This is a genomic window from Micromonospora sp. NPDC047756, from assembly GCF_055587245.1.
In genome coordinates this window covers 225,757-248,842 of sequence record NZ_JBVJGQ010000006.1, presented here as the reverse complement: position 1 = coordinate 248,842, position 23,086 = coordinate 225,757, and the positions used below count along the sequence as shown (strand labels likewise).

Annotated in this window: 23 protein-coding genes; 2 read left to right on the top strand and 21 right to left on the bottom strand. The window is 72.6% G+C overall.

Translation table 11 applies throughout. From position 1 onward, the window contains the following. Positions 1-90: 90 nt before the first annotated feature. The 12 genes from ACZ6NZ_RS21155 to ACZ6NZ_RS21100 all read right to left on the bottom strand — a co-directional run bounded on the left by ACZ6NZ_RS21155 (position 91) and on the right by ACZ6NZ_RS21100 (position 11,300). Positions 91-1,449: a hypothetical protein gene (locus ACZ6NZ_RS21155; RefSeq protein ID WP_465859731.1), complete on the bottom strand. Its 1,359-nt coding sequence runs from the start codon at positions 1,447-1,449 to the stop codon at positions 91-93. Beyond that, the gene (locus ACZ6NZ_RS21150; RefSeq protein WP_465859729.1) at positions 1,446-2,414 is read right to left on the bottom strand and encodes an alpha-ketoacid dehydrogenase subunit beta; all 969 of its coding nucleotides are present in this window, start codon (positions 2,412-2,414) and stop codon (positions 1,446-1,448) included. Before ACZ6NZ_RS21150 ends, ACZ6NZ_RS21155 begins: the two co-directional genes overlap by 4 nt. 1 nt (position 2,415) lies before the next feature. Further along, a complete protein-coding gene (locus ACZ6NZ_RS21145) occupies positions 2,416-3,387 on the bottom strand; it encodes a thiamine pyrophosphate-dependent dehydrogenase E1 component subunit alpha (protein WP_465859727.1) in 972 nt (323 codons plus the stop codon). Further along, positions 3,384-4,175, bottom strand: a complete 792-nt coding sequence (locus ACZ6NZ_RS21140) for a DUF3050 domain-containing protein (RefSeq protein ID WP_355008003.1) — start codon at positions 4,173-4,175, stop codon at positions 3,384-3,386. The genes ACZ6NZ_RS21145 and ACZ6NZ_RS21140 overlap by 4 nt, the downstream gene beginning before the upstream one ends. Before the next feature lies 1 nt (position 4,176). Further along, a complete protein-coding gene (locus ACZ6NZ_RS21135; RefSeq protein ID WP_465859724.1) occupies positions 4,177-5,106 on the bottom strand; it encodes a phytanoyl-CoA dioxygenase family protein in 930 nt (309 codons plus the stop codon). Beyond that, a complete protein-coding gene (hppD, locus tag ACZ6NZ_RS21130; protein WP_465859722.1) occupies positions 5,103-6,194 on the bottom strand; it encodes a 4-hydroxyphenylpyruvate dioxygenase in 1,092 nt (363 codons plus the stop codon). Before hppD ends, ACZ6NZ_RS21135 begins: the two co-directional genes overlap by 4 nt. A gap of 75 nt (positions 6,195-6,269) precedes the next feature. Next, a complete protein-coding gene (locus ACZ6NZ_RS21125; protein WP_465859721.1) occupies positions 6,270-7,508 on the bottom strand; it encodes a beta-ketoacyl-[acyl-carrier-protein] synthase family protein in 1,239 nt (412 codons plus the stop codon). Beyond that, complete coding sequence (locus tag ACZ6NZ_RS21120) at positions 7,505-9,121, bottom strand: class I adenylate-forming enzyme family protein (RefSeq protein WP_465859719.1); 1,617 nt, start codon at positions 9,119-9,121, stop codon at positions 7,505-7,507. Before ACZ6NZ_RS21120 ends, ACZ6NZ_RS21125 begins: the two co-directional genes overlap by 4 nt. Then, complete coding sequence (locus ACZ6NZ_RS21115; protein WP_366612592.1) at positions 9,118-9,555, bottom strand: beta-ketoacyl synthase chain length factor; 438 nt, start codon at positions 9,553-9,555, stop codon at positions 9,118-9,120. Before ACZ6NZ_RS21115 ends, ACZ6NZ_RS21120 begins: the two co-directional genes overlap by 4 nt. A 149-nt stretch (positions 9,556-9,704) precedes the next feature. After that, positions 9,705-10,796: a beta-ketoacyl synthase N-terminal-like domain-containing protein gene (locus tag ACZ6NZ_RS21110; RefSeq protein WP_465859717.1), complete on the bottom strand. Its 1,092-nt coding sequence runs from the start codon at positions 10,794-10,796 to the stop codon at positions 9,705-9,707. Continuing rightward, positions 10,789-11,034, bottom strand: coding sequence for an acyl carrier protein (locus ACZ6NZ_RS21105; protein WP_366612594.1), 246 nt, complete (start codon positions 11,032-11,034; stop codon positions 10,789-10,791). Before ACZ6NZ_RS21105 ends, ACZ6NZ_RS21110 begins: the two co-directional genes overlap by 8 nt. Continuing rightward, positions 11,034-11,300, bottom strand: a complete 267-nt coding sequence (locus ACZ6NZ_RS21100) for an acyl carrier protein (protein ID WP_355007995.1) — start codon at positions 11,298-11,300, stop codon at positions 11,034-11,036. Before ACZ6NZ_RS21100 ends, ACZ6NZ_RS21105 begins: the two co-directional genes overlap by 1 nt. A gap of 15 nt (positions 11,301-11,315) precedes the next feature. Between ACZ6NZ_RS21100 and ACZ6NZ_RS21095 the strand changes: the two genes are divergently transcribed. Next, the gene (locus tag ACZ6NZ_RS21095; protein WP_465859714.1) at positions 11,316-12,002 is read left to right on the top strand and encodes a 4'-phosphopantetheinyl transferase family protein; all 687 of its coding nucleotides are present in this window, start codon (positions 11,316-11,318) and stop codon (positions 12,000-12,002) included. Here ACZ6NZ_RS21095 and ACZ6NZ_RS21090 read toward each other — a convergent pair. Both ACZ6NZ_RS21090 and ACZ6NZ_RS21085 read right to left on the bottom strand, forming a co-directional pair. Beyond that, the gene (locus ACZ6NZ_RS21090; protein WP_465859712.1) at positions 11,930-13,279 is read right to left on the bottom strand and encodes a class I adenylate-forming enzyme family protein; all 1,350 of its coding nucleotides are present in this window, start codon (positions 13,277-13,279) and stop codon (positions 11,930-11,932) included. The genes ACZ6NZ_RS21095 and ACZ6NZ_RS21090 overlap by 73 nt on opposite strands. A 295-nt stretch (positions 13,280-13,574) precedes the next feature. Next, positions 13,575-14,672: a helix-turn-helix domain-containing protein gene (locus ACZ6NZ_RS21085; protein WP_465860111.1), complete on the bottom strand. Its 1,098-nt coding sequence runs from the start codon at positions 14,670-14,672 to the stop codon at positions 13,575-13,577. 380 nt (positions 14,673-15,052) lie between these two features. On the opposite strand from ACZ6NZ_RS21085, the gene ACZ6NZ_RS21080 reads away from it, so the two are divergent. Further along, a complete protein-coding gene (locus ACZ6NZ_RS21080) occupies positions 15,053-16,420 on the top strand; it encodes a hypothetical protein (protein ID WP_465859710.1) in 1,368 nt (455 codons plus the stop codon). Positions 16,421-16,462: 42 nt separating this feature from the next. On the opposite strand, the gene ACZ6NZ_RS21075 is transcribed toward ACZ6NZ_RS21080, so the two are convergent. From ACZ6NZ_RS21075 to ACZ6NZ_RS21045, 7 genes are all read right to left on the bottom strand, one after another. Further along, on the bottom strand, positions 16,463-17,290 hold the full coding sequence (locus ACZ6NZ_RS21075; RefSeq protein ID WP_465859708.1) for a M55 family metallopeptidase: 828 nt from the start codon (positions 17,288-17,290) through the stop codon (positions 16,463-16,465). Positions 17,291-17,575: 285 nt separating this feature from the next. Continuing rightward, positions 17,576-17,893 (bottom strand): antibiotic biosynthesis monooxygenase family protein, encoded by a 318-nt coding sequence (locus ACZ6NZ_RS21070; protein ID WP_465859706.1) that lies wholly within the window; start codon positions 17,891-17,893, stop codon positions 17,576-17,578. Then, the gene (locus ACZ6NZ_RS21065; protein WP_465859704.1) at positions 17,890-19,161 is read right to left on the bottom strand and encodes a beta-ketoacyl synthase N-terminal-like domain-containing protein; all 1,272 of its coding nucleotides are present in this window, start codon (positions 19,159-19,161) and stop codon (positions 17,890-17,892) included. Before ACZ6NZ_RS21065 ends, ACZ6NZ_RS21070 begins: the two co-directional genes overlap by 4 nt. Positions 19,162-19,237: 76 nt before the next feature. Continuing rightward, positions 19,238-20,512 carry a beta-ketoacyl-[acyl-carrier-protein] synthase family protein gene (locus ACZ6NZ_RS21060; protein ID WP_465859702.1) on the bottom strand — a complete coding sequence of 425 codons (1,275 nt, stop codon included), beginning with the start codon at positions 20,510-20,512 and terminating at the stop codon, positions 19,238-19,240. Then, positions 20,509-20,904 carry a cupin domain-containing protein gene (locus ACZ6NZ_RS21055; protein ID WP_355007988.1) on the bottom strand — a complete coding sequence of 132 codons (396 nt, stop codon included), beginning with the start codon at positions 20,902-20,904 and terminating at the stop codon, positions 20,509-20,511. The genes ACZ6NZ_RS21060 and ACZ6NZ_RS21055 overlap by 4 nt, the downstream gene beginning before the upstream one ends. Next, the gene (locus ACZ6NZ_RS21050) at positions 20,897-21,652 is read right to left on the bottom strand and encodes an SRPBCC family protein (RefSeq protein ID WP_465859700.1); all 756 of its coding nucleotides are present in this window, start codon (positions 21,650-21,652) and stop codon (positions 20,897-20,899) included. Before ACZ6NZ_RS21050 ends, ACZ6NZ_RS21055 begins: the two co-directional genes overlap by 8 nt. Then, positions 21,649-23,079, bottom strand: a complete 1,431-nt coding sequence (locus ACZ6NZ_RS21045; RefSeq protein ID WP_366612602.1) for an acetyl-CoA carboxylase biotin carboxylase subunit — start codon at positions 23,077-23,079, stop codon at positions 21,649-21,651. Before ACZ6NZ_RS21045 ends, ACZ6NZ_RS21050 begins: the two co-directional genes overlap by 4 nt. Positions 23,080-23,086 lie beyond the last annotated feature (7 nt).

The window sequence follows — 23,086 nt, the reverse complement described above, 5'->3', positions numbered from 1 at the left end:
CCACCTGTTGATCATGAAGTTATTGCCACGACACGCCGCCGCGCGGGCAATAACTTCATGATCACCGCGGGGGTGCCCGCGGGCGGGTCTTCAGTCGCGCAGGAGGATTCCGGTCAGGAGGACGCCGTGGGCCAGGTTGAGGATGCCGTCGCAGCCGGGGTAGCCGACCCGGGCCAGGCCGCCCGAGGCGTGCCGGCCGAACAGGTACGGGGCCAGGGAGTACGGGACGTCGGCCGTCACCGTCTCACCCGTCTCGATCTGGACGAAGTCCATCGACACCCGGTCGGTCGGCAGGTACTCCTGGAGGATGGCACCGCCCTGCTCGACGGCGGCCCGCACACCGTCGGCCCAGTCCGCGGCGCTCAGCTCCGGGCCGAGCAGCACACCGTGCCCGGCCGAACCGTCCGCCGGCTTCGCCACCAGCGTGGCCTGCTCGGCGATGGCCCGGTCCAGCATCGCGGCGGTCAACGGCACCGTGTACGGCACGTGCCGGCGGATCAGTGCCTGGTCGTCGGCGGGCAGCCCGTCCACGTCCTCCCACAGCCACCCGAAGGTGGTCTTGTTGCCGAGCAGCCAGGCCGCCGCCGACACGAACATCGGTAGGGTACCGGCGGCGAGGGCAACGGCCACCGCGTCCAGACCGGCGGTCGGGGTGACCCGGTTGGGCACGAACAACCGGAACAAGGCGTCGACCGGTGCGCCGTCGACGACCAGGCGGTTGTCGGCGTCCAGTGTGGCGGTGGCGACCGGGGCGATGACCAGGTCGATGCCGAAGTCCCGGGCCCGTACGGCGAGGGGGTCGAGGATCCGGATGAACGTCTGCGGGTCGTCGAGGCCCGGGTAGTCGCCGTCGAAGTCCATCAACAGCGCCACCCGGGCGCCCTCGGGCAGCCGCAGCTCCTCGCGGATCGCCACGAACCGCTGGTCCAGCAGCGACGGCGCGGCCCGCACCGGCAGGTCGTCGAGGATGCCGTGCGTCCGGTAGACGTCCTCGTACCGTTGGATGACGGTGTCCGCGTCGAACCCGCCACCGAGGCTGCTGTCGATGTTGTACTCGACGAACTTCGGCACGCCGGCGGAGAAGATGACGTCCGGGCGGTACGCGGCCAGCAGCGCCTCGGTCAGCGGCTCGGCCTCGTCCAGCAGCCGGGTCTCCCCCGCCGGTACGCCAAGGAGCCGGCGCAGCTCACCGGCGGTGTCGGCCCGACGTCGGCAGGAGTCGAGGATGAGCTGGGCCAGCCGGTCGCAGACCTCGTTGAGCTGCCGCCAGGCGTCGGCGGTGAGCACCGGGGGCCGGGCCAATCGCCACTGCTTGTTGTAGGTGGCCCGACCGTGGAAGACCTGCTCCCAGGCCGCCGCCCCGCTGGCCACCATGGCTCGACGGGCCGGCTCCGGCAGGTCGTTCCAGGCCCGGTCGGCCGCCGGCCACGGGTAGTTCGGATCAGTCATGAGCCGTCCTTCATCGTGAGGTGGATGGCGGTGGCGAGCTGGTCGCGGCCGGGCTGGACGGCCCGGTCCAGCGCCGGGGCGAACGGCAGCACCGCCCCGTCCGGGCGGGTGACCCGCCGTGGCGGGGCGAGCAGCCGGACCCGCTCCACCACCGAAGCGATGATCTCGGCGGCCATGCCGCAGGAACGGTTGCCGTCGTCGAGCACCACGAGGCGTCCGGTGCGGGCCACCGACTCGGTGAGCCCGTCGATGTCGAACGGGTACAGGGTGCGCGGGTCGAACACCTCCACCGAGACCTGGTCGGCCAACTCCTCGGCGACGGCGAGCGCGTCGTGCACCAGGTGCCCGATCGCGACCACTGTCACGTCGTCGCCGAAGCGGTGGATCCGACCCCGGCCCAGCGGCACCGGCGTCAGGTCGTCGACGTCGTCACGCACGTCCATCGCGCCCGCTGGGGCGAACACCACCACCGGGTCGTCGTGGCGGATCGCGGTGACCAGCAGCCCGTACGCGTCGGCCGGGGTGGCCGGCACGACGGTGACCACGCCGACGTGGGCGAAGAGGCTGTACGGGTGGTCGGAGTGCTGCCCGGCCCACCCGGTACGCGAGCCGGACCCGGGCACCAGGTAGGTGACGGGGACACGGCACTGCCCGCCGGTCATCAACGGGAACTTGTGCGCGTGGTTGACGATCTGTTCGAAGACCAGGAACAGCAGTGACGGGATCTGGAACTCGATCACCGGGCGCAGCCCGGCCAGCGCCGCACCGGTGGCGAAGCTGGTGAACGCCTGCTCCGACAGGGGGGTGTCACGGACCCGCTCGGTGCCGAACCGCTTGGCCAGCCCGGTGGTCACCAGCGACGCCCCGACCTGGACGTCCTCGCCGAGCAGGAACACCGCCTCGTCGCGGGCCAACTCGTCGCCGAGGGCCCTCGTCAGCGCCCGGCGGTACGACAGTCGGGGCACCTCAGCCACCTCCGGTGCGGGCGGTCAGGCCGCTGGCGTACAGGTAGGTCAACGCGTCGGCCGGGTCGGGTTGCGGGCTGTCCAGGGCGAACCGCACCGCCGCGTCGAGGGTCGCCTCGACCTCGGCGTCCACGGCGGCGCGGTCGGTGTCGGTGAGGCGTTCACCCTGGATGGCCACCGGGTCCCGGGCCCGAGCACGGGTCACCTCGTCGGGTGGCCGGTAGTCGAGGCGTACCGCGTGTTCGAAGGTGTGGTGCACGTCGAAGCGGTAGGTCCGGGCCTCGATCAGCTCGGGGCCGCCGCCGGCGCGCATCCGGTCGACGGCGGCGCACGCGGCGACGCGTACCTTCTCGGGGTCCTGGCCGTCGACCTGGACGGCGGGGATGTCGAACGCGGCGGCCCGGCCGGCGATGCTGCCGGCCACCGCGCCGGCCACCGGCATGGTGGTCGCGTAACCGTTGTTCTCGCAGACGAACAGCACCGGCACCCGCCAGAGCGCGGCCAGGTTCAACGCCTCCAGCAACATCCCCTCGTTGACCGCGCCGTCGCCGAAGAAGCTCACCCCGACGGTGTCGCGGCCCCGGCGGCGGTGGGCCCAGACCGCGCCCGTGATGATCGCCCCCGAGGCGCCGACGATCGCGTTGGCCCCGAGCACGCCGATGCTCAGGTCGGCGGCGTGCATCGAACCGCCCCGGCCGGCGTTGAGGCCGGTGACCCGGCCGCACAGCTCGGCGAGCATCCGGGCCGGGTCGGCCCCACGGGCCAGGACGTGCCCGTGGCCGCGGTGGGTGCCGGCGAGCACGTCGTCGGCGCCCAACGCGGCGCAGACGCCGGCGGCGACCCCCTCCTGACCGAGGTACGGGTGGATGCCGCCGACGATCTGCCCGCCGCGGACCAGCTCCACCGCCCGTTCCTCGAACCGGCGGATCAGCCGGACCGTGCGGTAGAGCCGGACCGGGTCGGCGTCGGTCACACGGGCCCCTTGATGGCGGCCAGGATGTCGTCCCACAGCCGTGCCCGGGCGGCGAGGGCGGTGTTGACGGTGTCGGCGCACTCCTGCCACTTGGTGTCGTCGTCGCCGCACAGGTCGGCGAGCATCTGCATGGCCATCGGGGTGTGCTGTTCGCCGTCGACCTCGATGTGCCGCTCCAGGTAGTCGACGAAGGTGTGCAGCCGGTTGCTGACCTCGTTGACCGAGACGACCTGGGTGAACATGTCCGGGATCAGGTCCTCCCGGCCGAACGCGAACGCCGCCGCCTGGCAGTGCACCGGGGTGGACTCGATGATCTGCCAGGTGGTCGCGGCGAACCTCGCCGACGCGGCCGGCACCCCGGCCTCGGCGAGCGCCTCGGTGACCGGTCGGCCGGCGCGCAGCAGGTCGATGAGCGCGTTCACCGCCGTGGTGTCCGCGCCGGCCTCGGCCATGCCCCGCACGTACAGCTCGAAGTGGCTGATGTAGCCGCCGCCCAGCTCGTCGCTCTCCTCGACCATGACGATGTCGTTGATGAGGCGGCGGCTGCCGGTCGGACCGGTCGGGATCCACGGCACCGTGACGCAGGTCAGTTGCCGTTGCAGCGACTTCAGCAGGGACATGAAGTCCCACACCGCGAAGACGTGGTGCTGCATGAAGGTGACCAGCGCGTCGTGGGTGTCGAGGTTGGCGTAGAGCGGGTGCTTGACCACGGCGTCGCGCCGGTCGGTCACCGCCCGCTCCAACCGCTCGATGCCCGGGTGCGTCTTACCCCAGTCGTAGCGTGACATGTCAGCCTCCCTGCTGGGCGCGGTGGCGCCAGATGACCGGGCAGTATTGGGGGTCCGCGTAGTCCGGCCGCCCGTCGTGGGTGCGGCGGACCAGCACGTCGTGGTTGTACGAGGCGAGCGTGCCGTCGGAGAGCGGATACTCCCGCCAGGCGTTGTCGCCGTCCTGCAGGTGCAGCGAGATCGCCTGTCGGGGGCGACCGCTGACGTTGGGGCCACTGCCGTGGTAGGTGCGGCAGTGGTGGAAGCTCACGTGTCCCTTGGGGATCACCATCGGGATCTTGCGGATCTCCGCGCCGTTGTACGCGGCGTTCTCGGCCAGCATCTCCTCCAGCTGGCCGCGGTCCCGGTCGGCGAAGTGCCGCACCACCGTGTCGTCCGCGCCGATCTCCTTCCACCGGTGCGAACCGTCGACCATCGTGATGGTGCCCATCTCCTCCCCGCAGTCGTGGAAGGGGATGAACGCGGTCAGCATCTTCTCCGACGACGAGGACGCCCAGTAGTGCTTGTCGAAGTGCCAGGGCACGATGTTGCTCGGCTCGCCGGAGATCGGCGGCTTGTAGATCAGCGTGGACTGGAAGACCCGGATCTCGTCGGCCTGGGCGAGCCGGGCGGCGACCGCGCCGAGCAACGGCTTGCGCAGGATCGCGCCGAGCCCGTCGTGCTCGTGGTGGACGTAGTCGTTGTGCCGCTGCACCGGCCCCGAGGACGGCTCCCAGTAGGCCAGCTTCGGTGGGCGTACCGGTAGCCGCCGGTCCCGCTCACCGTCGTAGTAGCGCCGCGTGGCGGCGGCGAGGGCGTCCACCTCCTCGTCGGTGAACACCTTCTTCGACAGGTACCAGCCGTGCTCGGCGTAGTGCCGCACGTCGTCGTCGGACGGCAGCAGCGCCTGCTCCGCGGCGGTCAACGTCGGCTCGTACTCCGTCGCCGTCATGCCCCCACCCCCTGTGGTGTGGCCACCGCGGTGGCCAGTTCCCGCTCCTTGGCCTCGTAGAGGGCCTTGATGTTGCCGCTGCCGAAGCCGCGCGCGCCGCGTCGCTCGATCAGCTCCAGGAAGAGCGTGCGACGCACGTGCATCGACTCGGCGAAGATCTGCAGCAGTTGGCCGTCGTGGTCGGAGTCGACGAGCACACCCAGCTCGCGCAGCCGGTGCAGTGGGGCGTCGATCCGACCGACCCGCGCCTCCAGGGCGTCGTAGTAGCTGGCGGGGGTGCCGGCGAAGCGCACCCCGCGCCGGCCCAGCGCCTCGACCGCGCCGACGATGTCGTCGGTGCGCAGCCCCAGGTGCTGCACTCCCCCACCGGCGTGCTGGTCGAGGAACGCGTCGATCTGCCCGGGTCGCCGGTTGCGGTCCGGTTCGAGCAGCACCACCGTGACCCGCCCGGACGGGCTCTGCACCACCTTGGAGTTCATTCCCTGTCCGTCGACCTCGATGTGCTCCTCGAAGATCTGCGCGAAGTCGAACAGCGCCTCGAAGTGCCGGACCGTCTCGTCGAGCTGGCCGGGCGGCACGCAGACCGCCAGGTGGTCGATCTCGGCGAGCACCGGCGGGTGGCCGTCCGGCGCGGACGCCGCCGCGGTGATGGCGCCCGGCAGGAACTCGGCCCCCTCGCCTCGGCGCTGCACCAGCCGGTGCCGCACGTCGGCGAAGCCGTCCACCTCGGCGATCACCACCTCGGCGTCCGCGCCGGTGCGGGTGGTCGGCGGCGTCACCCCGGTCGCGCCCCGGCCCACCAGCTCGGCGTACGCGGCCGGCACGTCGTCGACCTCGACTGCGACGACCCCGATGCCGTCACCGTGGCGTTGCACGTACCGCGACGCCGGATGCTCGGCGCTCAGCCCGGAGGTGAGCAGCAACCGGATGTCACCGTGGCAGAGCAGCAGTGAGCGCTGCCCCGCCAGCCCGGTCTCCGGACCACCCTGGCCACAGATCTCGAAGCCGACGGCGGTGCTGAAGTAGAAGGCCGCCTGTCGGGCGTCCCCCACATAGAGTTCGATGTGGTCGATGCCACGGATGTCCATGTCCCCTGATAACCCTTCCCACGGTTCCCCCTGTGTTGCTGGCCCGGGCACACCCCGCCCGGGATGCCGCCTCGATCACCCCCTCGGCTCGGCGACGCGCGCCAGCAGCAGGCTCACGTTCTGGCCGCCGAACCCGAACGAGTTGGTGACGGCGTACTCCAGGTCCGCCTTGCGGGGCGTGCCACGGATGTGGTCCGCCGGGCAGGCCGGATCCGGATCGTCGAGGTGGTACGTCGGCGGCAGCAGGCCCCGACCGAGCGCCACCGCGGTGGTCGCCGCCTCCAGCACGCCGGAGGCACCGAGCAGGTGACCGGTGAGCGCCTTGGTGGAGCTGACCGGCACACCGCCGACGCCGAACACGTCGGCCAGCGCCGTGGTCTCCGCGATGTCGCCGAGCTTCGTGCCGGTGCCGTGCGCGTTGACGTATCCGACCGCCGCCGCCGGCACACCGGCGCTGCGCAGCGCCCGGCGGATGCACGCCGCCGCGCCGGCGCCGTCCGGGCGGGGGGCGGTCGGGTGGTGCGCGTCCGTCGTCGCACCGTGGCCGGCCACCTCGGCGTACCCGGCGACACCGCGGGCCGCGGCGTGCTCGGCGCGTTCGAGCACCAGCAGCGCGGCGCCCTCGGACAGGACGAACCCGCTGCGGGAGGTGTCGAACGGCCGACTCGCCCGGCCCGGGTCGGTGCCGGCGCGCGCCAACGCCCGCGCGTTGCCGAAGGTGTCGGCGAAGGTCGGGAAGAGCGGTGCCTCGCTGGCCCCGCAGAGGACCACGTCGACCTCTCCGGTCGCGATGAGCCGCACCCCGTCGGCGACCGCCTGGGCACCGGAGGCGCACGCCGTGCCGACCGACGAGCTGTAGCCGCGGATGCCGTGCGCGATGGCGATCCGCGCCGCCGGCATGTTCGGCAGGATCCCGGTGAGCAGGTACGGGCTGACCGCCGCCCGACCCCGGGCCGCCCGGGCCAGCACCTGCGACTCCAGGGTGGCCATCCCGCCGACCCCACCGACGATCACACCGATCCGGTCGGGGTCGACGTCGCGGCCCACCTCGATGCCGGCGTCGGTCAGCGCGTCGGCGGCGGCCAGCAGGGCGAGGACGACGATCCGGTCCAGCACCCGGGTCTCCGGCCCGGACGCGACGGTGCGTGGGTCGATGTCGGGCAGCAGGCCGGCGACGTCCAGCGACGTGCTCGCCGGGTGCCCCTCGGGCGGGCGGGTCAGCCCGGACCGGCCGGTGGTCAGCGCGTCGAAGGTCTCCTCGACACCCCGACCGACCGGTGTGAACAGACCCATCCCCGTGATCAACGCGGTCATGGGCGTGCCTCGGTGAGGTAGCGCTCGCGCAGGACCACCTTGCGGACCTTGCCGGTCACGGTGACCGGGATGTCGGCGGAGCGTACCGGCACGACCCGGCGCAGTGTGGCGCCGACGTCCGGACCGAGGGCGGCACGGACCCGCTCGGTGCGGTCCTCGGTCTCGTCGGCGCCGGCGGCCAACTCCAGCAGCACGTCGGTGACGACCGCTGCGGCCTCGGCGACGATCACCACGGTGCAGTCGGTGACGTCCGGGCAGGCGGCGAGGATGCGCTCCTCGGACAGCGCGGTGAAGAAGCGCCGCCCGTCACCGGCGTCGACCGAGTCCACCGCCCGGTCCAGGTGGTAGTAGCGGCCGTCGCTGTCGGCGCGCACCAGGTCACCCGTGAGGTACCAGCCACGCTGGCGGAAGCGGTAGGTGGTGACCGAGTCGTTCCAGTAACCCCGGAACAGCGACGGTGAGTCGATGCCCAGGAAACCCACCTCGCCGACCGGCACCGGCTCACCGTCGGCGTCGAGCACCGCCACCTTCGCGAACCGGTACGGGCGGCCGATGCAGCGGCCGTACCGGTCGGTGTCGGCGCGGTGGGTGATGTGGAACATCGAGTGCCCCATCTCGCTGGAGCCCAACCCGTCGATGAAGACCGAACCGGGCACCTTCGCCACCCCGTCGCGGGTGACGGTGTCGCGCCAACCCACCGCGACCAGCCGGCGGATGTGCGGCTCGTGCGAGGCGTCGCCGGTGTTGAACCACAGCCGCACCGAGTCCAGGTCGTACCCGGACAGGTCGAAGCGGGCCAGCTCCGCCCAGGTGACCGAGAAACCGAACACCCCGTCGGGGCGCCAGCGTTGGATGGCGTCCAGCACCTGCTCGCCGCCCTGCTCGGAGAGGAGGAACATCTGCGCGCGGTTGCCCAACGCCTGGTTGACCATCAGCACCGTGGCGGTGTGCGGCGCGGGCAGCGCGTTGAGGATCCGGGTGGTGCCCTGCGCCTGCGGCATGGTGAGCAGGTGTCGGGTGGCCGCGAACAGGCTGGCGTGCGAGTGCAGCACCGCCTTGGGCACCCCGGTCGTTCCGGAGGTGTGGGTGATCACGATCGGGTCGTCCGGGTGGTGCCGGTGGTGCGCCGGGGCCGTGCCCGGGTCGCCCGTGCCGGCCTGCGCGGGGGTGCCGAGCAGGGGTACGCCGAGGTCGTGCCCGGCCAGCAGCGCGGTGTGCGCGTCGTCGGCCAGCACGCCGACGCCCCGCAGGCGGCGGATGTACTCGGCGGCGATCTCCGGGCGGAGTTTGCCGTTCATCAGCGCCGGGATGGCCCCGAGCCGGGCCAGCGCCAGGAAGCTGAGCACCATGTCGGCGGCGGCGGTGGCCCAGACGGCGACCGGGTCGCGGGGGCGTACTCCGTGCTCGTGCAGCCAGGCGGCGCGGGCGGCGACCCGCTCGTCGAGCCGCCCCAGCGTCAGCGGCGTCTCGGCGGGGTGCCCGTCGACGGCGGTGTCGAAGGTCAGGCCGGGCCCGTCCGGGTCGGCGCCGTGCGCCAGCACCCGGGCCAGGACGTTGCCCGCACCCAGTTCGGTGTCGGCGGCCAGTGCGCCGCGCAGTCCCGGTGTCCTCATGGTCGTGCTCCTCCCCCCAGCAGCACCGCGACCGCCTCGGTCGGCCCGTCGGGTGCCTGTTCGATCAGGATCAGCAACACCTCGTCGGCGTCGCCGTCGTCGCGCAGCAGGTCGGCCTCGGCGACACCGTCGGTGTACGGGTCGCCGGTCGGGCTGAGGCAGACCACCGGTCCGCGCAGGTTCCAGCGGGCCGCGAGGTGCCCGGCGACGCTGTTGGGCACGGACTGGAAGAAGAACAGCGGGCCGATCCGCCCGCCCGCCTCGACGGTGGCCCGTACGTGCCGGGCGCTGGTGAGATCACCGCTGGCGCTGACCAGCACGATCCCCGTCCGTACTCCGGCGGGCACTCCCGCCGACCCGTACCCCCGCCGCAGACACCGTTCCGCCACGGCCACCACCACCGGCGCGAAGTCCGAGTGCACGAACCCCGGCACCCCCGCCGCGCCGCTCCCGACGTCCCCACCCTCAGGCCATGCAGCCCTCGCTCTCTCCCCCGGCGATCTTGCACTTTCGGTTGTCGTTTCGGGTGGTTGGTCGTATTCGTCGGGACAGAAACTGCAAGATCGCGGGAGGTTGGGGGCGGTCATCCGACGCCGACCAGGAGCGCGGTGTTGGCGCCACCGAAGGCGGCGTTGAGGGTCAGGGCGTGGGCGGCGTCCGACCGCTGCGGACGGTCGGTCACCACGTTCAGGGGGCAGTTCTCGTCGGCGGCCAGCCAGCCGGCGTTGACCGGCAGCTCGCCGTGGCGCAGCGCGAGCGCGGTGACCACCAGTTCGAGCAACCCGGACGCCTCCAGCGCGTGCCCGTGCAGCGACTTCGTCGAGCTGACCGGGACCTGGGCGGCATGACCACCGAGAGCCCGACGCAGGGCGGCGGCCTCGGCGGCGTCGCTCTGCGCGGTACCGGTGGCGTTGGCGTTGACGTAACCGACGGACCGCGGTGGCAGCCCGGCCCGGCGCAGCGCGCCGCCGATCGCGCGGGCCAGCCCGGTGCCGCCGGGCTCCGGCTGGCAGGGATGGAACGCGTCACCGGCCCGGCCCCAACCGACCACTGTGGCCACCGGCTCGACGCCGCGTCGTCGGACGGCGCTCGACTCCAGCACCACCGCGGCCACACCGTCACCCAGCAGCAGCCCGCGACGGCCAGCGCTGAACGGGCGGACCGCCCCGTCGACGGCGAGGGCGCGACCGGCGTCGAAGAGCGCGAACTGATCCGACTCCACCAGGTAGCCCGCCGCGACCACCACCCGCTCGACATCATCCCGGCTGATCCGGGCGGCGGCGTCGGCCACCGCCGTGCTGGCCGACACGCAGGCGCTGGTGTAGACCCGGGTGTGACCGGACAGTCCGCATCGGGCGGCGAGCTGACCGGCGAGCACGGCCGGCGTCGAGCCTGTGGCCGGGCCGCCGTGCACGGCGAGCAGCAGGGCGCAGCCGGCGCGCTGGGCGCGGTTCAGACCGGCCGCGCGGCAGGCCGCGTCGATCGCGGCGGCCAACTCGTCGGGGAGGGTGGCGACCTCGGGCAGGGTGGCCGCCGTGGTGACCCGGCGGGCGGCGGTGTCGAACCGGTCCACCGGTCGGAACGCCGGCACGCCGGCCAGCTGCGCGTCGGCGCCCCGCCCCAGGGCGCTGACCGCGTACACACCGGTGAGCTGGGCGACGCGCGTCTCAACCATCTGCGGAGGCGGTCAGCGACGCCCGGAACACCACCAGGGCGTCGTCGACGGTGCGGATGCCGGCCAGTTCGTCGTCGGTGAGGTCGAGCCGGCGTTCGAAGCGCTGCTCGACGAGGTGCACCAGCCAGGCGAGCTCCATCGAGCCGATCCGGTCGGACACCTCGGCAGCCGGTTTCGCGGTGAGTTCGGCGAGCATGGTCATCAGGTCAGCTCGCCCCAGATCGGGCTGACCGCCCATCAGCTCTTGTCGCTCGTCGCCTCGGTGACGCGATCGGCGACCATTGTGGTGAACTCGCCGACCGTCATCAGGGCGAGCTGCTCCGACTCGTCGTCGGCGAACGTCAGGCCGTACCGGTCCTCGACCCGGACGGACAGGTCGGCCAGGGCGAGTGACTCCAGGTCGACGCCGGAGGGGCCGAGGGTGGTGTCGTCGTCGAGCCCCTCGACGTCGTAGTTCATGTCGGCGAGCTGCTCGACGACGAAGGCGCGGACCTCGGCTCTCATGGATACCCTCTCTGCGTGGTTCAGCTGACGGTGTCCGGTCGGGACACCGCCTACGTGTGGGTCGGCCGGGACACCGGCGGTCAGCCGGATCCGGCCGCTGTGCTGCTGCGGCGGGCGGGGGCCCTGCTGCTCGGTCGTCCCGACGCCGAGGTGGTGCTGACGCACGACCGCGAGGGACGGCCGGTCGCCCGGGTCGACGCGGTGACCGGGTCGGTCGAGCTGGCGGTCAGCGTCAGCCGCACGGCCGGGCTGGTGGTGGTCGCCGCCCGTCAAGCCGGCCCGGTCGGGGTGGACGTGGAGCGGATCCGCCCCCTGCCGGCGCTCGCCCTGGCCCGCCGCTGGTTCCCGCCCGCCGAGGTGGCCTGGTTGGGCGACCGACCCGAGGCTGGCCGGACGGCGGACTTCCTGCGGCTGTGGACCGCCAAGGAGGCGGTCGGCAAGGCGCTCGGGCGGGGTTTGCGCGGCGGCGGGCTGCGCCGGCTGATGCCGCCGCCGGGGCTGCCGTTGCGGCCGGTGCCCGGCACCGAGCTGCTGCGGGTCGGCCACCCGCCGCTGGGCGGGGACCTCGTCCTGGCCGTCGCCGCGCAGGCGAGCGCGCAGGTCGACGTCGAGGTGGTGCAGCGGCCCGCTCACGGGGTGGCCGCCGAGCGCAGCGCGTCGGTCGAGCGGACCAGCTTGCCGGTGGTGGTACGGGGCAACTGATCGAGCAGGTGCAACGCCCTGGGCCGCTTGTAACCGGCCAACCGTTCGGCGAGGAGCTTGTCCAGCGTCTCCTCCGACAGCGGGCCGTCCGGTTGGACGTACGCGGTGATGCCGTCGTCCCAGACCACCACGGCGGCGGCGACCCCGGTCAGCTCGGCGACGGTGGCCTCCACCTCGGTCAGGTCGACCTTCATCCCGCCGACGGAGACCTGCGAGTCCAGTCGACCGCGCACCGTGACCAGGCCGCTGTCGTCGTCGACGGTCCCGGCGTCGCGGGTGTGCAGCCAGCCGTCGGACCAGCGGGTCGGGTCGCTCAGCCCGACGTACGGCGACGCCGGGCAGGACACCCACAGCTCACCGCCGGACTCGCGGACCTCGATCCCGGGGGCGGGGGCGATCGACGGTCGGTGCGCGCCGTGCAGGTCGGTGCCGATCACCCCGACCTCGGTCATCCCGTACATGTTGCCCAGGGGTACGCCGTACCGGTCGGTGAACGCCCGGGCGACGGCGGCCGGAACCAGCTCGCCCCCGGTGGTCATCCGTCGCAGCTGTGGCAGTGGGCCGCTCGGGCGGGTGGAGGCGAGCAGTCCGATGTGGAACGGCACGCCCAGCACGGTGGCCGGTGTGGCGGCGGCGCTGATCGCGGCCAGCACGGCGTCGCCGCTGAGCCGCTCCGGCGGCACCAGCTCGACCCCGGCGTGCAGCCCGTAGAGCAGGCCGCCGACCAGGCCGAGCACGTGCACCATCGAGGGCAGCAGGATGATCCGCTCGCCGGGCAGCGCCACCCCGTCGATCCGGGTGTAGCGGTGCACCTCGGCGACCAGGTCGGCGGCGCTGCGGCCGATCACCTTGGACGGGCCGGTGGAGCCGGAGCTGAGCTGGATCACGGCGTGGCCGCTGACCGCCGGGCGGTCGGCGTACCGGGTGACGCCCTCGGTGACGTCGACGAAGATCTTCAGCGCGCCGCCACCGGTCCGCACCGGAGCGACCACCACCTGTGGGGTCAACCGGGTCAGCGCCCGGTCCACCTCGTGGTCGGTGAGCCGGTGGTCGAGCAGGATCGCCTGCCCCCCGGCGCGCCACGTGGCGAGCAGGTTCACCACGTACGCCAGCGACGGCGGCAACCTCAGCGCCACGGCGCCACCGGGGCGCAGTCCGGCGGTGGTCAGCCGCTCCTGCGCGGCGGTCACCAGCCGGTGCAGGGTGGCCCGGTCGACGGGCTCGGGCAGCCGAAGACAAACGTCGGTCTGGTGCCCGGCGAAGAGGACTTCGTCCACCCAGCCGGGGTCTGTCGCCGTAGGATCTTCTGCCGTCACTGCCGTTCACCGCCCAGCATGAAAGAGGGCGAATCCGCCCATCACGTACGCTTGTCGGGGTGCTGCGGGGAACCATACGACTCCCACGGTGCCATTGCTAGATGCGAATGGATGGATCAAAAGCAGCGGCCAGCCGGATTGCCGACAGCCCGTTCGGCGGGCAGGATCGGGCGGCTGATTCGGCGGAGCGTCACCGAGGTATGACCCCTCGTACAACCGTCGCGCGTCCCCGGCCGGACGGCCGATGGTGTTGCGGTCAACGGGTGAGACCGACGAGAGTGGCGAGTCGCGCCACGCTGGCGGCTGCCCGGCCGCTGTGGGCGATCTCGGCGACGAGGGTACGGGCGGCAGGCCGGTAGCGGACCTCGGCGGGCGCGACAGTGTCGGCCTCGGCCAGGGCGCGCCCGGCGGCGGTGAGGTCGCCAACGTCGAGGTAGGCGCGGGCGGCGTCGAGAAGGTGGGCGGCCCGATGCTCGGCGGGGAGTCGACGCCAGTCGTCGCCGCGGATGACCTTCTCGTGGCGGTACACGGCCTGGGCGGCGTCGCCGAGGCGCAGGGCGCTGACAAAGCGGGCCAGTCGCACGGCGGTGGGGCCGAACGCGGTGTGGTGCGGGTCGTCGGTGCCCGTACACCGGTCGGCCAATGCGGCGGCATGGTCGATCAGGTCGTCGGCGCGGCGGCCGTCGCCACAGCCGCCAGCGGCCATGGCGGCCTGGAGCAGCAGCGTTCCGCGTACCCCATCGTCGGCGGCCGTGCCCACGGCGGCGACGGACGCGGTGAGGGCGAGGCGGTCGCGGCCCAGGGCGCGCAGCGCCTGCGCCACGGCGATAGTGGCGGTGCCGGTGCGGATGGGGTCGCCGGTGGCGGCGGCCACGGCCCGGTCGGCGGCCAGCCAGGCGAGGTCGGGCTCGCCGAGCTTGACGAGCACCGAGGCGGTGATCCGGTACGCGGGCACCAGCAGGCCCGCGCTGGTGTGGGCGGCGTCGAGCAGGGCGGGCAGCGCCCGCAACAGGTGGGCGTAGTGGGCGTGCTGGTAACTGAGCCAGGCGTGCGCGACGTGCCGCCCCACCTCGGCGGCGGGCACGGTGCGGGCAGGTCGTTGGTGGTAGTGGGCCAGGGCGGCGCGGACCGCGTCGACGCCGTCCAGGGCGATGACCGCCGGCGGTGCTGGTCGGCAGGGGTCGAGCAGCACCGCCGGGTCGAGGCGCAGCACCTCGGCGATCTCCTGGACGACGGAGTAGCGGTCCAGGTTGCGAACGCCGCGCTCGACCTTGTCGACCCAACTCTTCGACTTGCCGAGCCGGTCGGCGAGCATCTGCTGGGTCATCCGACGACGCACCCGCCAACGGGCCACCCGCCGCCCGACAGGCTCTTCACGGTTCACCCCGGGCCGGGTCACCGGTCCCGCCCCTGCGGCAGCGACTGGGTGGGCTGCCCACAGTGGGGACACCACCTCGACTTCACCCGAAACGCCAACAACCCGAGCAGAAACCCGGGTACCAGCCCACCAAAAAGCAACGCCACCACTTCGGAAACCACGAGAACCTTCGCCTTCACAGCTCGCCATCGTGACTCGACCCGCTCGTCCTGACGTGTCCAGTGAACTCCGCGCAGAGGGCCGCGAAGGCAGGTGCGCTCGGTGCCTATCAGTGCCCACGAGTGCCACAGCCACCCGATGTCGGACCCCATCGCTACTGTTCGTGTGGCGGTCGCTACACATGAGGAGGCTCGAGGGTGGCACCCGACGGAGAGGCGTTGACGCGGTTGTTGGCCGAGGCGGGCTGGCAGCCGGAGCAGTTCGCTCGACGTCTCAACGAATGCGCCGAGCGGCACGGGCGTGCTGAGCGGCTACACCTCAAGACGCCGTACAAGTGGAAGAAGGGCGATGTTCCCCGGGCGCCGTGGCCGTCGTTGACCACGGCGCTGCTGTCCGAGCGGTTGCAGCGGACGGTTGGTCTCGATGAGCTGGGTTGGCCGAGCGACGGGTTCGAGGCTGCTTCCGCCTCGGCCGGTCTTGATCTGCCCTGGTCTTCAAGCGGGGCCTTGCGGGCGGGCGAGGTGGTGAACGAACCTGAGGGGATGACGCACCGACGGATGTTCCTCACTCTGCTCGGTTCCGCACTGACATCACCGGCGCACGAGTGGCTGATCGCCCAACCACCGCAGGACATCGCATCGACGGCCGGCCGGCCCGTGTCCGGCGACGTCGTGGACCACCTGGACGCGGTAACCGCCAGCCTTCGACGGATGGACGATCACCTCGGCAGCGGCCAGACCCTGGGCCTGGTCCGGAAGCACCTGAGCACGGTGGTCGAGGTGCTGCGCGACCGCAGCTACACCGACACGGTCGGCCGACGGCTGCACGGCACCGCCGGTGAGCTGCTGCGCCTCGCCGGCTGGCTGTCCTTCGACGACGGCCACCACACCCAGGCGCAACGGTTCTGGATCGCTGGGCTCTATCAGGCCAACGCGGCCGGTGATCGCGGCCTCGGCGCGAACATCCTCGGCTTCATGTCCTGCCAGGCCAAGGATCTCGGTCAGCTCCGCCAGGCCGTGACCCTTGCGGAGACGGCGCGCGCCAGCTACCCGGCTACAAGCCCCAGGGTGGCGACGATCCTCGACCTGCGGGCCGCCGAGGCGTATGCCAACAACCGGGCGATGACCGACACCCGCCGTGCGCTCGACGCCGCATTCGACAGGTTCACCGACAGCCGGCCGGAGCACGGCGACCCCGACTGGTCCTACTGGATCAACGAGGCGCAGGCCCACGCGCAGGCCGGCTACTGCTTCGTCAAGCTCGAAGACTGGCCGCGCGCTCGCGACCACCTGCGGGCGGCGCTGCGGCTACAGAGCAACGAGTACACCCGCGAGGGCGCACTGCGTAACGCGTTGCTCGCGACCACGTACGTCCAACAGGAACACCCCGAACTGGACAAGGCGCTCGCCCTCGGCGACCAGGCCGTGCAGACCCTGACCGGGCAGGTCACCTCTACCAGGTGCATCAAGCACGTTCGCAACCTGGTTGGCGCGCTGAACCCGTACCGGCGCACTCCCACAGTCCGCCGGTTCTGTGAGGATGCCCGGGACCTCATCGCCTCCTGAGTCGTACGGGACAGGCTCGGGGCGTTGAGCAGTTCACGCGTACTAGTTCGGTTTGATGCTGGCGAGTTGGACGAGCAGCTGCACCAGCCGGTACGCCTCGGCGACATCGGCGGCGTGGAAGGCGACCGTCCGGCCGCCGCCGACGCGGGTCACACCCGGGACCAGAACGGCGAGGTCGACCATGTACGGCCCGTACAGATCGACCTCGACGTCAACCGGCCCGGCCATCGTCGCCGGTGGGATCGAGGCGCGCCGGGCGACCGCCTCGGCGGCGGCGTGGCGCAGCCGATCCCGCGCCTCCTGCGGATGCAGGGCCACCGCGGCGGCCTGACCCAGGGTCTGCTTGACGGCGACGGTGACCGCCGAGGGCACCAGCTCACTGAACTCGGCGCAGGCGGTGTCGTCGCCGCTGAGCAGGACGACGGGCGCGTCGAGGTGCCCCGCCATGGCGACGTTGAGGCCGATCTCGCCCAGCGACCGCCCGGCCACCCGTACGTCGAGGATGGCGTCGCTCATCGTGTGGGCCAGTACGGCGGGGCCGGCGCCGGCCCGAGCGTGATAGCCGACGAGCAGGACGGCGTCCGTGTGCTCGTCCAGCCCGGCGAGCATGCCCAGCGGGCGGGGTTTGCCCCGCACCAGGTGAGCACGCCGGTCGAGGTCCTCCGGCAGGATGTTCCGAAACGTCCCGTGTGCGTCGGCGACCCACACCACCGCGTCGGGTTCGGCATCGAGCACCCCGGCGACCGCCGCGTTCGCCTCGGCGGTCATCAACGCCCGACCGCGCTCGTAGTCGTATCGATCGGGATTCGTCTCGGCGGGATGCACGATCCCCGAGATGCCTTCGAGGTCCACCGAGATCAGCACCTTCATGGCTACCGGACCCTACGCGCACTTTCCCCAATGTCGAACCCGAGCGGCGCAGGGCACGGCCCCGCCCCGCCCCGCCCCGCCCCGCCGATCTTGCAGTTTCCGTCGTTGAGACGCGTTAAATGCCCTCTATGTCGCGACAGTAAGTGCAAGATCGCGGGGAGGGTTCGTCGATCATGGAGTGGTGGTGCCTTGCTTGTCCTGGTAAGCAGCACTTTGTCGCCCACCACAACTCCCTGATCGACGAGGGCGGGGCAGCGCGGGGCGGGGCGGGACGGGGCGGGTCCGTCAGGTCAGGGCTGGGGTTTGGGCGTGGATGTGGAAGCGCAGCGAACGGGCGTCGGTGAAGCACTCCCGCATCGGGCGTACGAGGTCCCGGTGCTCGGGGCTGCGTTCCCACTCCTCGAAGTCGGCCAGGCTCGCCCACTCGCTGGTGATCAGCCACTGCTCCGGGTCGGTCGACGACCGGCACACCTGGTCGACCAAGTGCCCCGGCACACCACCGGCGACCAGGTGTCGCACCTGTTCGTACGCGGCGAGGAACGCCTCGGTGCGCGGCACCGGCACCCGCACCAGAAAAACCACCCGGGCCCGTTTGTCGCTCATGACGCCTCTCCCCTCATCGGCGCGGCCCCGCGCAGGACCAGCGCGCTGTTGAACCCGTCGAAACCCCGCGCGCAGATCAGGGCGAGTCGACTGCGCGGTCGGCGGTGCTCGCGCAGGAAATCCAGCTCGCACCCCTCGGCCACCTCGTCCGGTCCCGCCGACGCGGGCAACGTGTCGTGGGCGAAGGCGAGCAGAGCGGTGGCCACGTCCAACGCCGAGCCGCCCTGGTACGCCCGACCGGTCAGCGGTTTCTGCGTGGTCACCGGAGGCGGCCGGTCGGCGAACACGGCCCGCAGCGCCTCGGCCTCGCTGCGGTCGTAGCGAGGCACGCCGAGAGCGTCGGGCAGCACCACGTCGATTCCGGCGGCGGCGACGCCCGCGCGGTCCAGGGCCAGCCGCATCGCCCGCGCGTACTGGGCCGGGTCACCGCTGCTCTCCGCCGTGGTGTGCGCGGCGTCGTGGGTGGAGCCCCAGCCGCTCACCTCGCCGTAGACCCGGGCGCCCCGGGCCAGGGCGTGCCCCAACTCCTCCACCACGAACACCGCCCCGCCCTCGGCCGGCAGGTAGCCGCTGGCGGTGGCGTCGAACGGCCGGTACGCCCGCTCCGGGTCGGCGACGTCACTGAGCAGCCCCGAACGCAGCTGGCAGGCGAGCGCGTACGGGCTCAACGGGCACTCGGTGGCTCCGGCGATCACGACCGGGGTGCCCCGGCGCACCGCGCGGGCGGCGTGCGCCAGGCTGTCCAGCCCACCGGCCGACTCCGCGACCAGCACCCCGCTCGGGCCCTTGAACTGGTGGTGGATGGAGAGCTGCCCGACGCTGGCGGCGTAGAACCAGGCGATCGACTGGTACGCCCCGACCGTCCGGGAGGTGCCGCCCCACAGCCGTTGCAGTTCCCGCTGACCGAACAGGTTCCCCCCGGACGAGCTGGCCAGGGTCACCGCGTAGCCGTACGGGTCGGGGGCCCGGTCGGGCAGGCCGGCGTCGGCCAGCGCCAGCCGGGTGGCGGCGAAGCCGAGGTGCGTCCACCGGTCGGTCTGCACCAACTGTCGACTGTCGGCGTAGGAGTCGGCGGTGAAGCCGGACACCTCCCCGCCGAAGCGGGTCGGATAACCGGCCGGGTCGAACAACGTGATCGGCCCGGTCCGGCGGGTGCCGGCGAGGACCGTGCGCCAGTGCGCGTCCGCGCCGATGCCGCTCGGCGCGACCACCCCGATGCCGGTCACCACCGCACGGGCGACCCCGGCTCGCTCGCTCCGCTCGCTCACACCAGCACTCCGCTTCGCTCCGCGCCGGCGCGAGACGCCACGCTGCTGTACCTGATGGCTCGCTCGCTACGCTCGCTCACGCCGCCACCGCGCCGAGCATCCGACGGAAGACCATCGCCGACTGGAAACCGCCGAAGCCGCTGCCCACCGAGAGGGCCACGTCCACCGGCACCTCCCGTGCCTCATTGGGTACGTAGTCCAGGTCGCACTCCGGGTCCCGGGTGCTCCAGTTCGCCGTCGGCGGCACCACACCGAACTCGATGGCGAGGGCGCACGCGGCCATCTCGATGGACCCGATCGCGCCGAGCGAGTGCCCGACCATCGACTTGATCGAGCTGATCGGGATCCGGTACGCGGCCTGGCCCAGTGCCCGCTTGAACGCGGCCGTCTCGTGTCGGTCGTTCTGCCGAGTGCCCGAGCCGTGGGCGCTGATGTAGGAGACCTGCTCGGGCAGGATCCGGCCCTGCCGGAGCGCGTCGGTGACGGCGAGGCCCATCTCCAGCCCGTCCGGCCGCAGCCCGGTCATGTGGAAGCCGTTGCTGCGGCTGGCGTAGCCGGCCACCTCGCAGTAGATGTGCGCACCCCGACGCCGGGCGTGGCCGGCCTCCTCCAGCACCAGCACCGCCCCGCCCTCGGCCAGCACGAACCCGTGCCGGTCGGCGTCGAACGGGCGGGAGGCGTGCGCCGGGTCGTCGTTGTCCGGGCTGGTCGCCTTGATCGCGTCGAACGAGGCGACAGTGACCGGCGAGATCGGCGAGTCGGACGCACCGGCCAGCATCACGTCCGCCTCACCGTCCACGATCATCTGGTGGGCGTACCCGATGGCGTCGATGCCGGAGGTGCAGCCGGTGGAGACCACCTGCGCCGGGCCGTGCAGCCCGTGCCGGCAGGCCACGTCCGCGGCGAGGCTGCTGGGCACCAGCGCCTGATAGAGGTACGGGCCACCGCGCGTCCCGTCCACCAACCACCGTCGGCCGTGCTCGCTGACGGTGACGTACTCCTGTTCCAACGCCATCGTGCCGCCCACCGCCGTGCCCAGCACCACCCCGGCCCGGTCCCGTTGCGCGTCGGTGAGCGCCAACTGGGCGTCGGCCACCGCCTCGGCGGAGCAGGCCAGCGCGAACTGCACGTACCGGTCGGCCCGGCGTCGCTCGGCCTCGCTCAGCCCCGCCGCGACCGGGTCGAAGTCGCACTCCGCCGCGATCTGCGACCGGAACGCCGACGGGTCGAAGAAACTGATCCGCCGGGTGGCGGTGCGCCCCTCGGTGATGGTCTTCCAGAAGCGGTCCCGGCTGGCGCCGCCCGGGGCAACCACCCCGATCCCGGTCACCACCGTGCGGCGCCCGGTCATGGTGCCTCCACCAGCTCGGTGTCGACGTGGCCCAGTTCGGGCCGGGGGGCGAGCGGGCCCAGGTGGAAGACCACCTCGGCCGGTTCCACGCCGGTGTTGCGCAGCCGGTGCCGCACGTTCACCGGGACGAACAGCCCCTCACCGGCGGCCAGCAGCGTCGGCTGGTCGTCCAGGTCGACGGTGATCGCGCCCCGCACCAGGTACAGAAACTCCTCGCTGTACGGGTGGTAGTGCTCGGCGATCCGCTCCCCCGGCTCGAGCGTGGCCACCCCGAGGAAACCCGAGGTGCTGCCGACGGTGCGGGGGCCGAGCAGCACCCGCAGCTCACCGCCGCGACGGCGGTCGGCGGGTACGTCCCGGGCGGCGATCGGGCGGGTGCTCAGGTCACTCACCGTCGGCTCCCGTCGGTGCGTCGTTGCCGGTCGGCGTGCCCTGGTCGGCGCGCTGCCAGGCGATCCGCTCCACCCGGTCCTTGATCACCGCGAGTTGGATCACGCTGTTGGTGTTGATCCGCTCGGTCATCGCGGCGTTGTCGACCGGCGCGGTCGGCTTCATCGCGAAGTCCTGCGTCCAGGTCATCCGGGTGCCACCGGCCTCCTCGGTGTAGCGCCAGTGGATGCGCATGTACTCGAACGGCCCGGTCTCCACCCGGTGCGCCCGGACCTGCCTGCTCACCGGGTCGGCGGTGCGCTCGCTGACCCAGCTCCAGGACACCCCGTTCTCGTCGGGGTACATGGTGAGGCGGAACCGCACCGTGTGGGCCTCGCGGTGCAGGATCTCCACCACGGCGTACTCGGTGAACAGCTCGGTCCAGTTCGCCACGTCGTTGGTGACCTCCCAGACCAGCCCCAGTGGCGCGTCGATGACCACGCTGTTCTCGGTGTGCCCGGGCGGGTCGGCGCGGCGGGCGACCAGGTCGGCCACCGCCGGGATGCTCAGCTGTCCGGCCTGCTCGGGGATGGCGACCTGCCAGCGGTCGGCGACGACCGCCGACAGTTCCAGCAGGGCGAGCGAGTCCATGCCCAGTTCCTCCAGCGACGCGGCGGGCGCCCGTGCCGCGGCGTCGGCGTCCAGCCCGCAGTGCGCCACCAGGATGTCGGTGATCTCGGCTGTCATCGGTCGACCATGGGTGACGGTCATCGGGTCCTCCTGTGGGTTGCGTCGGGATCTGCGGCGGGCGCGGTGCGCGGTGCGGGGGTGGCCGTCGGCGCGGGCGCGGGCGGGGCGAGCAGACGGTCGACCAGGCCGGTGGTGTAGCGGCCCTTGCGGAACGCGGCGTCGTCGAGCACCCGCCGGACGAACGGGATGGTGGTGTGCACGCCCGGACCGGCGACGTCGAACTCGTCGAGGGCACGTTCCAGTCGGTTGAGGGCCAACTCCCGGTCGGGCGCCCAGACGATCACCTTGGCGAGCAGGGAGTCGTACCAGGGACCGACCAGGTAACCGGCGCTGGCGTGGGTGTCCACCCGGGTGAACGGGCCGCCGGGCGGGGTGAACCGCTCCAACCGGCCGGGGGTGGGGGCGAAGCCGCGCCCGGGGTCCTCGGTGTTGACCCGACACTCCACCGCGACGCCGTGCAGGCGGATCTCCTTCTGCCGCCACCGCAGCGGTACGCCGGCGGCGATGTGGAGTTGCTCGTGCACCAGGTCGATCCCGGTGACCATCTCGGTGACGGGATGCTCCACCTGGATCCGGCAGTTGATCTCCAGGAAGTGGAACTTCTCCTCGGCGTCGACAAGGAACTCCAGCGTGCCGGCGCCAACGAAACCGACCTGGAGCGCACCCCGCAGGGCGGTCTCGGCGATGGTGTCGAGAACGGCGGCGGGCAGCGCCGGCGCGGGCGCCTCCTCGACCAGTTTCTGGTGCCGGCGCTGCACCGAGCAGTCCCGGGTGCCCAGGTGCACCCCGTTGCCGTGGGCGTCGCAGAGCACCTGCACCTCGACGTGCCGCGCCTCGGTGAGGTAACGCTCGACGTACACCCGGTCGTCGCCGAAGGCGGCCTGCGCGGCGGCCCGGGTCCGGGTGTAGGCCCGGCGCAGCTCGCCCGGGGTGCGCACCACCGTCATCCCCCGGCCCCCGCCCCCGGCGGCGGCTTTCACAATCACCGGGTAGCCGACGGCGTCGGCCACCTCCGCCGCTGCGGCGGCGGTCGGTACCGGCGCGACGCTGCCCGGCGACAGCGGCAGGCCGGCGCGGCTCATCAGTGCGCGGGCCGAGGATTTGTCGGCCAGCGTGGCCATCACCGCCGGTGGCGGGCCGATGAACGTCAACCCGTTGTCGGCGCAGATCTCGGCGAAGTCGGCGTCCTCGGAGAGGAAGCCGTAGCCGGGGTGCACGGCCTGCGCCCCCACCTGCCGGGCCGCCTCCACGACGGCGGCGGCGTTGAGGTAGCTGCGCCGACTCGACGCCGGTCCGATCCGCACGGCCTGGTCGGCGAGGCGCACCGCCGCCGAGTCGGCGTCGGCGGCGGAGTAGACCACCGCCGTCCGGACGCCGAGCTCCTTGCAGGCGCGCAGCACCCGCAGCGCGATCTCGCCCCGGTTGGCGATCAGCACGGTCTCGAACATGGTCAGT

Bases quoted from the DNA above. Each gene is read 5' to 3' on its own strand.
- ACZ6NZ_RS21045 (WP_366612602.1), bottom strand. From the start codon at position 23,079: ATGTTCGAGACCGTGCTGATCGCCAACCGGGGCGAGATCGCGCTGCGG.
- ACZ6NZ_RS21105 (WP_366612594.1), bottom strand. From the start codon at position 11,034: ATGGGCGGTCAGCCCGATCTGGGGCGAGCTGACCTGATGACCATGCTC.
- ACZ6NZ_RS21050 (WP_465859700.1), bottom strand. From the start codon at position 21,652: ATGACCGTCACCCATGGTCGACCGATGACAGCCGAGATCACCGACATC.
- ACZ6NZ_RS21110 (WP_465859717.1), bottom strand. From the start codon at position 10,796: ATGGTTGAGACGCGCGTCGCCCAGCTCACCGGTGTGTACGCGGTCAGC.
- ACZ6NZ_RS21070 (WP_465859706.1), bottom strand. From the start codon at position 17,893: ATGAGCGACAAACGGGCCCGGGTGGTTTTTCTGGTGCGGGTGCCGGTG.
- ACZ6NZ_RS21125 (WP_465859721.1), bottom strand. From the start codon at position 7,508: ATGACCGCGTTGATCACGGGGATGGGTCTGTTCACACCGGTCGGTCGG.
- ACZ6NZ_RS21140 (WP_355008003.1), bottom strand. From the start codon at position 4,175: ATGTCACGCTACGACTGGGGTAAGACGCACCCGGGCATCGAGCGGTTG.
- hppD (WP_465859722.1), bottom strand. From the start codon at position 6,194: ATGGACATCCGTGGCATCGACCACATCGAACTCTATGTGGGGGACGCC.
- ACZ6NZ_RS21060 (WP_465859702.1), bottom strand. From the start codon at position 20,512: ATGACCGGGCGCCGCACGGTGGTGACCGGGATCGGGGTGGTTGCCCCG.
- ACZ6NZ_RS21075 (WP_465859708.1), bottom strand. From the start codon at position 17,290: ATGAAGGTGCTGATCTCGGTGGACCTCGAAGGCATCTCGGGGATCGTG.
- ACZ6NZ_RS21120 (WP_465859719.1), bottom strand. From the start codon at position 9,121: ATGAGGACACCGGGACTGCGCGGCGCACTGGCCGCCGACACCGAACTG.
- ACZ6NZ_RS21135 (WP_465859724.1), bottom strand. From the start codon at position 5,106: ATGACGGCGACGGAGTACGAGCCGACGTTGACCGCCGCGGAGCAGGCG.
- ACZ6NZ_RS21155 (WP_465859731.1), bottom strand. From the start codon at position 1,449: ATGACTGATCCGAACTACCCGTGGCCGGCGGCCGACCGGGCCTGGAAC.
- ACZ6NZ_RS21100 (WP_355007995.1), bottom strand. From the start codon at position 11,300: ATGAGAGCCGAGGTCCGCGCCTTCGTCGTCGAGCAGCTCGCCGACATG.